The organism is Bradyrhizobium sp. 62 (assembly GCF_023073035.1).
Taxonomy (GTDB): domain Bacteria; phylum Pseudomonadota; class Alphaproteobacteria; order Rhizobiales; family Xanthobacteraceae; genus Bradyrhizobium.
Map to the genome: position 1 here is coordinate 561,600 of NZ_JADPIT010000032.1, position 11,634 is coordinate 573,233.

Consider the following 11,634-nt stretch of genomic DNA (forward strand, 5'->3'; position numbering starts at 1 on the left):
GGGAAGGAGCGGTGCTCTATCTGCCCAGCCTTGTCCCCGGATCAATATGAAATCTTCGGCGGCAGCTTTTTCGCCTTGGCGATGATGTCGCCGACCGACTTTTCCGAGGGCAGGATGCGGAGGAGCTTTTTCTTCTCGTTGGCATCCCGCATGCTCTGGGCCAGCCTTGCCGGATTTCGGTAGGCGAGCTCGCGCACGGTGGTGACGCCGGCGGCGCGGACCAGGCCGACCTTGGCCCGGCCCATGCCGGGGATGCGCATGTAGTCGGAGACGTTGGCCCATTCCAGCAGCAACTGCTCGCTGATGCCGGTCTTGGCGGAGAGCGCCTTGCGGCCCTTCACGGTCGAAGCCGCCTCGAGCAACGCATCGGTGGTGCGGATACCCTGCGCCTTCAACTTGTTGGCGGCAAAGGTCGACAGGCCCTCAATCTCGGAGATCGGATATGTCATGATACTCGATGTGAAATGCGCAGGCGTCAGGCGAACTGGCTGAGGCCCGGGGTCCCCGCGATGATCTTGCCCATCTGATCCGCTCCGATTTTGTCTCGGCCGAAGCGAAAAAGTTCACGGGCGATGTTCTGAATCTCGGACATGCCAAGTCCCAGGCCCATCAGGCGCGTGCCGACCGCCATCAAGCCGCCGCCCATCAGCCGCGACAGTCCTCCGCCGCTGCGGGACGCCTCGATTGCCGCTTCTGCACCTGGAATCTGGTCGATCAGGACCTGGACGCTGTCGGAAGGACCCTCGTTGCGGAGGAAGCCCAGGATAATGCCGACGGTCTTTTCAGCGACAGCACCATCTATGCTGGCGTTTGTCGCCAGCCGCCCGATCAGCTCGTCCATATGGCCGCCCCTCAGCCGGTTCACATGCCGGAGTATTGCTTTCGAAAATGATCTTGAGCCGGTGTGATGTGAAATACAAGCGATGAACGCCGTCAACGTTCCGATTCATTCTCGAACGCGCGAGAAGTGTTGCAGCGATGCAAGGGCGGAGATGAAATCGGCAGAAAAATGCCGCGATGCGAATGCGTCGTTCCTACTTTCGACGGATGTCACTCGCATGTTTCCGACCATGTCGCATGCCCGGAGCGCGTTGAATGGTTTCAATCAGCGCGCGATATGCGTTAAACTACGGAACTGGTGCATTTGAGTTTCGATATGCGAAACAAGGCAGAGAGATCAGGGCATAATGACCGCACAGGACAGCAAGCTCGGTGATACCGACGACAAGATCTTCGTCGGTAAAGGAAGCGAGCAGGCATGGCTGACGCTGGCGTTCGCCAATCGCCACGGCCTCGTCACGGGTGCAACCGGAACCGGCAAGACAGTCTCACTGCAAGTGATGGCAGAAGGATTTGCGCGCGCTGGTGTTCCAGTGTTCGCGGCCGACATCAAGGGCGACCTCTCAGGCATCTCCGAAGTCGGCGAAGCCAAAGATTTCATCGTCAAGCGCGCCACCGAGATGGGACTGACGTTCCAGCCCGACCAGTTCTCGACGGTGTTCTGGGACGTGTTCGGCGAGCAGGGCCACCCGGTGCGGGCGACCGTCACGGAAATGGGCCCGCTGCTGCTCGCACGTATGCTCGACCTGAACGATGTGCAGGAAGGCGTGCTCAATGTCGCCTTCCGCGTCGCCGACGACAACGGGCTGACGCTGATCGACATGAAGGATCTGCGCGCGCTGCTCGATGCCATCGTGCCCGACGCCGGCAAGAAGGGGGCGGATGCCGAGGAGAGTCCGCTTGCCGAGATCAAGAAGGCGGCGCAGGGTTTTGGTAACGTCACCAAGGCCACTGTCGGCACCATCCAGCGCCAGCTTCTGGTGCTGGAGAATCAGGGCGCCACCAAATTCTTCGGCGAGCCGGCGCTGACGCTGAAAGACTTCATGAAGACCGACCGCGACGGCCGCGGCATGGTCAACATCCTCGTCGCCGACAAGCTGCTGCAGAGCCCACGGCTTTACGCGACATTCCTGCTGTGGATGCTGTCGGAACTGTTCGAAGAGCTGCCCGAGGCCGGTGACCTGCCCAAGCCGAAGCTGGTCTTCTTCTTCGACGAGGCGCATCTGCTGTTCAACGACGCGCCCAAGGCGCTGATGGACAAGATCGAGCAGGTGGTGCGCCTGATCCGCTCCAAAGGCGTCGGCGTTTATTTTGTCACGCAAAACCCGGTCGACGTGCCCGACCGCGTGCTCGGACAATTGGGCAACCGGGTGCAGCACGCGCTCCGCGCCTTCACCCCACGCGACCAGAAGGCGGTCGCCGCCGCGGCCCAGACCTTCCGGCCCAACCCGAAGCTCGACACTGCCAAGGTGATCATGGAGCTCGGCAAGGGCGAGGCGCTGGTGTCCTTTCTCGAAGGCAACGGCACGCCGGCGATGGTCGAGCGAGTGATGATCCGGCCGCCATCGGCCCGGATCGGACCGATCACGCCGGAAGAGCGCAAGGCGATCATGGATGCAAGCCCGGTGAAGGGCAAATACGACACCGCCGTCGATGCGGAGTCCGCCTACGAGATGATCCAGAAGCGCATTGCCGGCACTGCTGCGACTGCCGATCCCGGCGCGGCTGGCGGAAATGGAGGCGGCGGCATCCTCGGCCAGATCGGCTCGATCGTCGGCACCATCTTCGGTACCAACGTCAAGCGCGGCCGCCTCTCGACGGGGCAGGTCATCGCGCGCGACATGACCCGATCGGTCACCAATCAGGTGATCGGGGGGATGGCCGCCAATATCGGCAAGTCGGTCGCCGGCCAGCTTGGTGGCTCGATCGGCCGCACGCTGGTCCGCGGCGCGCTCGGCGGCTTGCTGCGCAGGTAGGCAGAAAGCCTCGTTTGAGGCAATTCATCCGCAGACCCGCCGCTTGTGCGCGGCGGGTACAAATTCGGGTGATCAGGACTCTCCAAGCGTCCGTTGGTCTGCTAGGTGCTATGGCCCCTGACTGGACCACATCGTGACCTCACCTGAATCTTTCGTCCGACCCGGCGCATTCCGAAACCTGTCGTTGCGTGCGCCGCTCGACCTGCTCTTCCTGCTCTGCTGCTTCATCCTGGCTGCCGATGTCCTCGGACCCGAGATCTTCGGGCACGGCAAAACCAAGGACTATGGCCTGTGGTACTGGGCCGGGCAGCAGGTCTTAAAGGGTGGGCCGCTCTATCCCGGCGACATCGGTGCGTACTTCGAGTTCATCTACCCCCCGCTGCCGGCGATCCTGCTGGCGATCCCGAGCTGGTTCGGCAAGATCGCGCTCTACAGCGTGCTGTCGATCCTGAATATTACGGCGTGGTGGTACACCGGGATGCTCTCCAACGCCATGACCGGTTCGGGCCGCACGCCTGGCCCCTGGCTGGAGGCGCTGCCGGCTCTCATCACCGTGACCTTCGTGTTCGACATGTTCGATCTTGGCCAGCCGAACCTCGTGCTGCTGGCGATGATGCTCTACGGCTTCTGGAGCTTGCAGCATCAACGCTCCTGGCTCGCAGGCTTGATGTTCGCGCTCGCCACCGCCATCAAGGTGTTTCCCATTGCGGTGCTGCCCTATCTGGTCTGGCGTCGAAACTGGGGAGCCGCCGTCGCTACGGTCGCCTTCACCGGCATGCTTCTCTATATCGTGCCGGCCCCCATACGCGGCTTCGAGCGCAACGCCGCCGAGGTCAAGACCTGGTATCAGGGCATGGTCGGGTCGAGCTCGGAAAAAGGATTTGGCCAGCGCGACGAGCAGAACTGGTCGTGGGTGAACCAGTCACTCATTGCCGTCACGCACCGGCTGGTCCGGCCGATCAACTACAATCAGGAGGATTCCAACAAGCCGCCGCGCACGATGAATGTCATCGACGTCGATTTCAGGACGGCGAACTGGATCGTGCTGGCGCTGTCGGCCTTGCTCGGATTGGGCTTCGTCGCGGTCATGCCACGGCAAGCGCGGCGTACGGCGCGCTCGGACGCCGAGGAGCTCGGCATCCTGTTCTGCCTGATGACGGTGGCATCGCCCCTGGCGCGGCAATACTACTTCATGTGGCTGTTCTTCCCGATGACGGTGCTGATGCATCGTGCCGCCTTCGACGAGCGGGCGAACGTGCGCCTGGGAACCTGGCTTTCCCTTGGCGCCGCCGGCATGCTCATGCTGCTGGCACTGCCGTGGTTTCCCAATGTCTTTCAGGCCTGGGGCAATAACCTCGTCGCCACAGCGGTCCTCGCAGCTAGTCTCGCATGGCACATCCGGCATCCGCCGGTTGCGGCTGGCCCCAACGCCGCGGCAGCGCTAAAAGCCGATAGTTCTTGAGAAGACAGCTTGAGCCCCGACGTCTTGGGATTCGAACGCAGGGAATACGACAATGGCAAATGCGCAGCTTCAATCCGTGCTCGACCACATCGACAAGGAGTTCGACAACAGCCTGGAGCGCCTGTTCTCGCTGTTGCGGATCAAGTCGATCTCCGCCGATCCGGCCTTCGCGGCCGATTGCAGGGCGGCGGCCGAGCATCTTGCCAGGGACATCGCGAGCCTCGGCGTTGCGACTGAAGTGAGGCCGACCGCCGGCCATCCCGCGGTCGTCGGCAAGAGCGTCGCGGGCGGCCGGCCGCATGTGCTGTTCTACGGCCACTATGATGTGCAGCCGGTCGATCCGATCGAGCTCTGGCACCGTCCGCCATTTGAGCCTGTTGTGACCGACCATGCCGACGGCCGCAAGATCATCGTGGCGCGCGGCGCCGAGGACGACAAGGGGCAGGTCATGACTTTCGTCGAGGCCTGCCGCGCCTGGAAGAAGGTGACGGGGTCGCTGCCGATCGACGTCACGTTCCTGATCGAAGGCGAGGAGGAAGTCGGCTCGAAGAACTTCGTGCCCTTCATCGAAGCCAACAAGGACGAGTTTAGGGCGGACTACGTGCTGGTCTGCGACACCGGCATGTGGGACCGCAACACGCCGGCGATCACGACCTCGTTGCGCGGTCTGCTCTATGAGGAGCTCAAGATCACCGCCGCCAATCGCGACCTGCATTCCGGCGTGTTCGGCGGCAGCGCGATGAACCCGATCCGGGTGCTGACCAAAATTCTCGGCGGGCTGTTCGATGATGACAACCGTATCACCATTCCGGGTTTCTATGACGGGGTGAAGGACACGCCGCCGGACATTCTCGCGCAGTGGAAGAAGCTCGATTTCACGCCGGACACGTTCCTCAAGCCGGTTGGGCTATCGATACCGGCCGGCGAGAAGGGCAGGCTCCTGGTCGAGCAGGCTTCCACGCGTCCGACCTGCGACGTCAACGGCATCTGGGGCGGTTATATCGGTGAGGGCTCGAAGACGGTGATCCCGTCGCACGCGTCGGCCAAGGTCTCGTTCCGGCTGGTCGAAGGCCAGGATCCCGCGAAGATCCGCAAGGCTTTCCGCGAGTACGTGACGGCGCGCATTCCGGGAGACTGCAAGGTCGAGTTCGGCGACCACTCTGCCGGGCCCGCGATTGCGCTCGACTGGAACATGAAGCCGCTTGCCGCGGCCAAGACCGCGCTGACCGAGGAATGGGGCAAGGAGACCGTGCTGATGGGCTCGGGCGCCTCGATCCCGATCGTCGCGGACTTCAAGCGCACGCTGGGGCTGGATTCGCTGCTCGTTGGTTTCGGTCTCGACGACGACAATATCCATTCGCCGAACGAGAAGTACGACCTCCGCAGCTTCCAGAAAGGCATCCGCTCCTGGGCGCGCATCCTCGCGGCGCTGGCGGAGGTGAAATAGCGGGCGCTCTGTCCTCGTCATTGCGAGCGTAGCGAAGCAATCCAGAATCTCTCTGCGGAGGGCGGTCTGGATTGCTTCGTCGCAAAAGCTCCTTTCGCTCCTCGCAATGACGGGCCAAATAAAAACGCCGCCCGGAATTGGGCGGCGTTTCATTCCGAAAATGTGTAGAGGGTGTTGAGACCTACCCTACACCAAATCCCGAAAATCTCAAGAGCGGTAGCCCGGAAGCTCGCGGTCCAGTTTGCGCAGCAGTGGCGGCCACACCAGGTTGGTGGCGCGCAACTCGGCGCGGTCGCGGTTGGCGAGCAGCTCGGTGTTCTTGTCGATCGCGACATCGTCGACCGGATAGACCGGCGTGCCCAGCGCGCGCGTACGTACCTGCATCGAGCAGGCCCGCTCAAGGTGATACATGCGCTCGAAGGCCGAGGCCACCGAACGGCCGACCGTCATCGTGCCGTGGTTGCGCAGCAGCATGTGGTTGTGGTCGCCGAGGTCCTTTTGCAGCCGCGGCCGCTCGTCGTGGTCGAGCGCGATGCCCTCGTAGTCGTGATAGGCGAGGTCGTGGGTGACGAGCTGGGCGGTCTGGTTCAGCGGCAGCAGGCCTTCGGCGCTGCTCGAGACCGCGGTGCCGTCGAGGGTGTGGAGATGCAGCACGCAGATGGCGTCCTCGCGCACCTCGTGGATCGCCGAATGGATGGTGAAGCCGGCGGGGTTGATGCTGTACTCGCTCTCGGAGAGCTGGTTGCCGTGCAGATCGACTTTGACGAGGCTCGACGCCGTGATCTCGTCGAACATCAGTCCGTAGGGATTGATGAGGAAATGATGGTCGGGGCCGGGCACGCGCGCGGAGATGTGGGTGTCGACCAAATCGTCCCAGCCGTAGAGCGAGACGAGGCGATAGCAGGCGGCGAGATTGACCCGTTGCTGCCACTCGGCCTCCGTCATGTTCGACGGCACTTCCTTCAGGCGCGCTTCCGCTGGCGACATGGTTGATCTCTCCGAACATCGTTGTTGCGGGGAGGGAGGGTAGTCCTGCCGCGAGCTGCCAGCAAGGCACACAAAGCGCGGCAGTCCAGCGTAGCCCGCATGAGCACAGGGACATGCGGGTCTGCCTGATATGCCCCGGATGTCGCTGCGCTCATCCGGGCTACGGTCCGGAGGAGTTTATTACGGTGCCGGAATCGAGAGCAGGCTGGAAATGCTGCTGCCGCGGATGTCGTAGACGCGGGCGAACACCACGTCGTCGCGCTTGATCTCGACCAGCACGGGCGCGGTGAGGCCCTTGCAGTAGAACTCACCGAGCGTCATGGCGAAGTCGGCAGCATTGGAATCCCAGCCGATGGTGAAGTCGGGGCCGAGCGCGACCTGGGCGGGGCGCTGCGGACCGCACACGGCGACCTTCCATTTGCGGTTGCGCGGCGGCACTTCCTGGCGTTCCACCAGCTGCTCGCGCAATTCGTCCGAGGCCTGCTTCAGCGCCAAGCCCCAATAATCCAGCATGAAGCGGTCGTCGGCGCCGCGCACGGTGCCGGCGATGTGGTTGAAGTGGGTGTATTGATAGGGATGCAGGCGGATCATCTCGGCCAGCGAGAGCGCAAGGCCAAAGCAGAAGGTGGCGAGCACGACCGGCTGCCAGGTGCGGTGATTGGCGCGCAGGCGCTCCATGGCCCAGCCAAAGGCGACGCCGCCGAGCACCGCCATCGGCGGGATCACGAAGACGAAATGGCGGATGCCGTTGTACAGCGCGGGCCGCTTCACCATCGCGATCGCCAGCGGAAGCGTCGCGGCGAGCGTGAGCATCAGCATGATGGTCTTGCGGCGGGCGGGAACCTCGCTACGCGGCAGCAGTGCGAAGGTGCCGATCACGGCGCCGAACATCAGCACCAGCATCACCTCGGGCAACTGAAGCGCGAACAGCGTCGGGAGGTAGGACCAGGGCATGTCGGGCACGGATACGATCGCGCCGTCGAACATCTCCTTCCAGGGTTTCTCGAAGAAGTGCGAGAAGTAGGTCAGCGCCTCGAAGGGATTGCCGGGCTCCATGATCGACCACGGCCAGATCAGCCCCATCACGAGGTAGCCGAGCACGAGGCCGGGCAGCAGCACGTAGACGACATAAGCGAAGCGGCGGACCGACTCGCGCAGGCCCTCGCTGCGCAGTTCCTCCAGGAACAGCGGCATGAAGCCGATCACGGCATAGACCAGCGCAAGGCCGCCGAGGATACGGGTGCCGAGCGAGAGGCCGGCACCAAGGCCGACGATCAGGATCGTGCGCGGCGAAGGCTGCGGATATTCCTCGGCGAGGCGGACGAGACCCAGCATCAGGATGATCATGGCCACCGCGAAGGGCGCATCCTTCGGATTCATGAACATGTGGCCGTAGAAGGTCGGGCAGAGCGCGAGCAGCAAGAGCGAGGCAAGGCCCGCAAGGGGGCCACCGACGCGGCGGCCGAGCCGCCACGTCACCGCAAGTCCGATCACGCCGACGACGGCGCCGACCAGACGGCGCGTCTCGAACAGTTCGAGCGGAATCACCTTGTGCAGGAGAGCCGCGACCATGTCGAAGCCGCCGCCATACATGTAAAGGTTGGCGAAGGAGAGTGCCGCGGTGTCCTTGAAACCGGAACCGAACATGCGCAGCAGCAGGTCAGCATATTCGGCGTGGGTGTAGTCGTCCCAGCCGAGCCCGTAGTCGCGGAAGGTCAAACCGGCAATGACGGCGACCGCAGCCAGCACCAGCATGGCGAGATCGTCGCAAGTCCGTTCAACCGAGCGCCGCAGAGGCGTGTCGATCGCCGAAGTCGTGATGGATGTCATGGCTATTGGTGACCCGGAATCCCCTCTTGGCCCTGCTGGTGCGCGCGGGCCTGCTCCCCGGAATCCCTATAGCGCAGTTCCATTACCAAGTAATTGGGCATTATGGCTAAATTCCTGATGCAACGCAGCAAATCCGACCACATCGAGAGCAGCTTAGAAGTAGCGAGCCGTAGCTGAAGGGAATGTGAATAAGTCCCTGATTTCCTTTCCTTTAGGAACGCAGGCTATAATTCGACGTTGGCGTGGAACACCGGATGACGGTATCGTGGCGTGACGAGTGTCGCGTGTGGCTGCGCGGCCGGGGGTGAGTTCGATGGCGTTGGCATTGTTGATCGCGGGGATTTTCGCCGTTTTGGCGGGCCTCCTTGCGATCCTGTTCGGCTTCACCGTCAGGGAATTCAGTCTCGGCAGTACCCTCATAATCTCCGGCACCATCGGCGTCTGCTCCGGAATGTTACTGGCGGGCCTCTACGTCGTGGTCGCGGAATTGAAGGGCATGGCCCGCCGGCTCGCTGGATCAATCGCACCATCCGACGTTCGGGTCCGGCCCGTACTGCCGGGTCTCGGGATGCCTGGAACGCCTGCCCCCTCGCCTGAGCCGGGCGCGGAGAAGATGGAGCCGGCGCCGCCATTGCCGGCCGCAGGCCCGCCGCCCTGGCAGAACGAAGCAGCCGCGCGCGAGCGACCGCGCGTCGAACCTCCGCCACCGCCCGAAGCTCCGAGCCCGCCTGAGGTTCCGGAGCCGCCGCGCCGGCGCAACTTGCTGTTCGCCTCGACCTCCCGCAAGGAGCGCGAGCGCGCGGAGGCGAAGACCGGCGAGGGCGTGCCGCCCCTGCCGCATGCCGAGCCGTCGGGGGAGCCTGCCGCCCCGGAGGCGCCGCCTGCGAGCTTTGACGACGCCTGGCCGAAGCCGGATCGCATGAGGCCTGCAGAGCCGCCGGCCGCCTCGCGGCGCCCGCCACCACGCTCGCCGTCGACCTTCGCGGAGGCTGCTCCGCCACCTGCACCGGAGCCGACGGCCGCGGCCGAGCAGGCGCCCGTGACCGTGCTCAAATCCGGCATCGTCGACGGCATGGCCTATTCGCTCTACTCCGATGGCTCGATCGAAGCCCAGATGCCGGAGGGGATGATGCGCTTTGCCTCGATCGACGAACTGCGCTCCCACCTTGACCAGCGGGGCGCTTGAAGAGCGGGCGTAGGCAACTCTGGCGCAGCCAAGTAAAGCGCTGGCGTTCTTGTTGGTTCGTCAGTAAATCAGCCCATACTCCTCAGTCGTCCCATTTCAGCCAAACGTATTGTTGACACGGAATACTCTGACGTCGTCTCTCCCGTGAGACGCAAGGTGGAGAAAGGCGGGGCCGATGTCGGATGCCGGGGCTAAGAATTTCATTGAGCTGACGGCAGGCATCGTGTCGGCCTATCTCAGCAATAATCCGACGCCTGCGGCTGAGATTCCGAACCTGATCAGCCAGGTGCATGGCGCGCTAGTGCGCGTTTCGTCGGGCCGCACCGAGACGGTGCCGCTTGAGCCCGCGAAGCCGGCGGTCTCGCTGAAGAAGTCGATCGCGCCCGATTATCTGGTCTGCCTGGAAGACGGCAAGCGCTTCAAGTCGCTGAAGCGCCATCTGCGCACCCAATACAACATGACGCCGGAGCAATATCGCGAGAAATGGGGCCTGCCGGCCGACTATCCCATGGTCGCGCCGAACTATGCGGTGGCCCGCTCGCAGCTTGCGAAGCAGATGGGACTGGGACAGCAGCAGCGGAAGCGGAAGTAGAATTTCTACGACGCTTCCGCGAGCGCCTCTTTCGCGTCGGTCTTGATGCGCTCGACCATCGAGCGCAGGCCGTTGGAACGCTGCGGCGTCAGATGATCGCGAAAGCCGAACTCGTCGAATACGGCAATGGCGTCGGTCGCAAGAATCTCCTGCGGCGTGCGGCCGGAGTAAAGCGACAGCACGATTGCGACCAGCCCGCGCACGATGTGGGCGTCACTGTCGCCGCGATATGTCAGGACCGGCGGGCCGCCATCGCGATGATCGATCAGCTTCTGAAGCCAGACCTGGCTGACACAGCCATTGACCTTGTTCTCGGCCGAATGCTCAGCCTCGGACATCGGTTCCAGGGTGCGGCCGAGCTCGATGACATACCGATAGCGGTCGTCCCAATCGTCCAGAATCTCGAAATTATCCCTGATTTCGTCGATCGTCGTCATGCTGGCCCAAAGTTCCCGTTCAGGCCAATATAGGGACGCAAAGCGCCGAAATCGATAGGGTTTGGGCGCTAATTCGCTGTCGCGGGCGCAGGGCCGCGCCATTCCAGCGCGAGGTCGTCTTGGGACAGGGTGTCGCGCGGCGCTTCGCTGGTTGCGGTATCGCCTTCGCCGGCCAGCGCGATCGAGCCGGTGTGGTCGGGCGCCTTCTTGTCGGGCTTCTCGAGCTGCTCTTTTTTGTCGTTGATGATCTGGTAGATCTTCTTCGCGCCGTCCTGCGCGCGCTGGCCGATGATGGTGGCGGCCTGTCCGCCGACCTCGCAGGCCGCCGGCTGGCGCTTGCAGAACTGAGTCATGTCGGAGACGGCCGCGGTCGCAGCCTGCACCGCGTCGGCAGCGCCGATCTGCGGCAGCTTGTCCGATTCGGGCGTCTTGCCCCGCGGCAGGAGCACCAGCACCAGCCCGAGCCAGAATGTGATGCGAAGCAGAAAGCGCATCTTGCGACCTGTATGTTAGACCCCGTCGCGGCGATCTCCGCGGATGTCGGACCTAGCAACTCTCGATAAATCGCAAGTGATTGCCTTCCGCTTAATTCGCGGAAAATTGACTCAAGAATCTTTGCAATCGACGGTGTCGTAAATTTTCGATTGACGTCCGTGCCGTGAGCTCTGCCGCCACGCCCGTCCACCATTTCGAAACCATGCGGATCACGGGGAAACCCTGTGTTCACCATCCCCGCCGATGACGTCGTCAAATCGTCTAAAAAGCCCTGCGATGACGCGGTGTCCGGCGGCGCGCCGCGCTGCCTTAGTGTTCGTTTAAGGTCGCTCTGACACGGTGGCTCAACGATAAGGAGGCGTTCCGGCGCGTCTTCCCGACG

At 63.3% G+C, this 11,634-nt stretch carries 11 protein-coding genes; 5 read left to right on the top strand and 6 right to left on the bottom strand.

Annotated features, from left to right (window positions below; translation table 11 throughout):
• Nucleotides 1-41: 41 nt before the first annotated feature.
• Both IVB47_RS31970 and IVB47_RS31975 read right to left on the bottom strand, forming a co-directional pair.
• Nucleotides 42-449, bottom strand: coding sequence for a DUF4332 domain-containing protein (locus IVB47_RS31970; RefSeq protein WP_211382897.1), 408 nt, complete (start codon nucleotides 447-449; stop codon nucleotides 42-44).
• Between the two features lie 26 nt (nucleotides 450-475).
• Nucleotides 476-841: a DUF2267 domain-containing protein gene (locus IVB47_RS31975; RefSeq protein ID WP_247288751.1), complete on the bottom strand. Its 366-nt coding sequence runs from the start codon at nucleotides 839-841 to the stop codon at nucleotides 476-478.
• Between the two features lie 346 nt (nucleotides 842-1,187).
• Between IVB47_RS31975 and IVB47_RS31980 the strand changes: the two genes are divergently transcribed.
• The 3 genes from IVB47_RS31980 (at nucleotide 1,188) to IVB47_RS31990 (ending at nucleotide 5,725) form a co-directional block, all read left to right on the top strand.
• On the top strand, nucleotides 1,188-2,816 hold the full coding sequence (locus IVB47_RS31980) for a helicase HerA-like domain-containing protein (protein WP_247359878.1): 1,629 nt from the start codon (nucleotides 1,188-1,190) through the stop codon (nucleotides 2,814-2,816).
• Between the two features lie 133 nt (nucleotides 2,817-2,949).
• On the top strand, nucleotides 2,950-4,278 hold the full coding sequence (locus tag IVB47_RS31985) for a glycosyltransferase family 87 protein (protein ID WP_247467465.1): 1,329 nt from the start codon (nucleotides 2,950-2,952) through the stop codon (nucleotides 4,276-4,278).
• Nucleotides 4,279-4,330: 52 nt separating this feature from the next.
• Nucleotides 4,331-5,725 carry a M20/M25/M40 family metallo-hydrolase gene (locus IVB47_RS31990; protein WP_247467467.1) on the top strand — a complete coding sequence of 465 codons (1,395 nt, stop codon included), beginning with the start codon at nucleotides 4,331-4,333 and terminating at the stop codon, nucleotides 5,723-5,725.
• A 207-nt stretch (nucleotides 5,726-5,932) separates the two neighbouring features.
• Here IVB47_RS31990 and IVB47_RS31995 read toward each other — a convergent pair whose 3' ends face one another.
• Together IVB47_RS31995 and IVB47_RS32000 are read right to left on the bottom strand one after the other, a co-directional pair.
• The gene (locus tag IVB47_RS31995) at nucleotides 5,933-6,712 is read right to left on the bottom strand and encodes a class II aldolase/adducin family protein (protein ID WP_007593534.1); all 780 of its coding nucleotides are present in this window, start codon (nucleotides 6,710-6,712) and stop codon (nucleotides 5,933-5,935) included.
• 180 nt (nucleotides 6,713-6,892) lie between these two features.
• The gene (locus tag IVB47_RS32000; protein WP_247467469.1) at nucleotides 6,893-8,542 is read right to left on the bottom strand and encodes a glycosyltransferase family 39 protein; all 1,650 of its coding nucleotides are present in this window, start codon (nucleotides 8,540-8,542) and stop codon (nucleotides 6,893-6,895) included.
• A gap of 313 nt (nucleotides 8,543-8,855) precedes the next feature.
• On the opposite strand from IVB47_RS32000, the gene IVB47_RS32005 reads away from it, so the two are divergent.
• Both IVB47_RS32005 and IVB47_RS32010 read left to right on the top strand, forming a co-directional pair.
• The gene (locus tag IVB47_RS32005) at nucleotides 8,856-9,728 is read left to right on the top strand and encodes a DUF308 domain-containing protein (protein WP_247467470.1); all 873 of its coding nucleotides are present in this window, start codon (nucleotides 8,856-8,858) and stop codon (nucleotides 9,726-9,728) included.
• 175 nt (nucleotides 9,729-9,903) lie between these two features.
• Nucleotides 9,904-10,320, top strand: coding sequence for a MucR family transcriptional regulator (locus tag IVB47_RS32010; RefSeq protein ID WP_027569063.1), 417 nt, complete (start codon nucleotides 9,904-9,906; stop codon nucleotides 10,318-10,320).
• A gap of 5 nt (nucleotides 10,321-10,325) precedes the next feature.
• Here IVB47_RS32010 and IVB47_RS32015 read toward each other — a convergent pair whose 3' ends face one another.
• Both IVB47_RS32015 and IVB47_RS32020 read right to left on the bottom strand, forming a co-directional pair.
• A complete protein-coding gene (locus IVB47_RS32015) occupies nucleotides 10,326-10,757 on the bottom strand; it encodes a SufE family protein (RefSeq protein WP_247399201.1) in 432 nt (143 codons plus the stop codon).
• A gap of 68 nt (nucleotides 10,758-10,825) precedes the next feature.
• Nucleotides 10,826-11,251 carry a DUF5330 domain-containing protein gene (locus IVB47_RS32020; RefSeq protein ID WP_247467472.1) on the bottom strand — a complete coding sequence of 142 codons (426 nt, stop codon included), beginning with the start codon at nucleotides 11,249-11,251 and terminating at the stop codon, nucleotides 10,826-10,828.
• Nucleotides 11,252-11,634: the final 383 nt, after the last annotated feature.

Excerpts from the sequence above, each read along its gene's own strand:
- IVB47_RS32015 (WP_247399201.1), bottom strand. The coding sequence starts at position 10,757 with ATGACGACGATCGACGAAATCAGGGATAATTTCGAGATTCTGGACGAT.
- IVB47_RS31995 (WP_007593534.1), bottom strand. The coding sequence starts at position 6,712 with ATGTCGCCAGCGGAAGCGCGCCTGAAGGAAGTGCCGTCGAACATGACG.
- IVB47_RS32020 (WP_247467472.1), bottom strand. The coding sequence starts at position 11,251 with ATGCGCTTTCTGCTTCGCATCACATTCTGGCTCGGGCTGGTGCTGGTG.
- IVB47_RS31990 (WP_247467467.1), top strand. The coding sequence starts at position 4,331 with ATGGCAAATGCGCAGCTTCAATCCGTGCTCGACCACATCGACAAGGAG.
- IVB47_RS31970 (WP_211382897.1), bottom strand. The coding sequence starts at position 449 with ATGACATATCCGATCTCCGAGATTGAGGGCCTGTCGACCTTTGCCGCC.
- IVB47_RS31975 (WP_247288751.1), bottom strand. The coding sequence starts at position 841 with ATGGACGAGCTGATCGGGCGGCTGGCGACAAACGCCAGCATAGATGGT.
- IVB47_RS31980 (WP_247359878.1), top strand. The coding sequence starts at position 1,188 with ATGACCGCACAGGACAGCAAGCTCGGTGATACCGACGACAAGATCTTC.
- IVB47_RS32010 (WP_027569063.1), top strand. The coding sequence starts at position 9,904 with ATGTCGGATGCCGGGGCTAAGAATTTCATTGAGCTGACGGCAGGCATC.
- IVB47_RS32005 (WP_247467470.1), top strand. The coding sequence starts at position 8,856 with ATGGCGTTGGCATTGTTGATCGCGGGGATTTTCGCCGTTTTGGCGGGC.
- IVB47_RS32000 (WP_247467469.1), bottom strand. The coding sequence starts at position 8,542 with ATGACATCCATCACGACTTCGGCGATCGACACGCCTCTGCGGCGCTCG.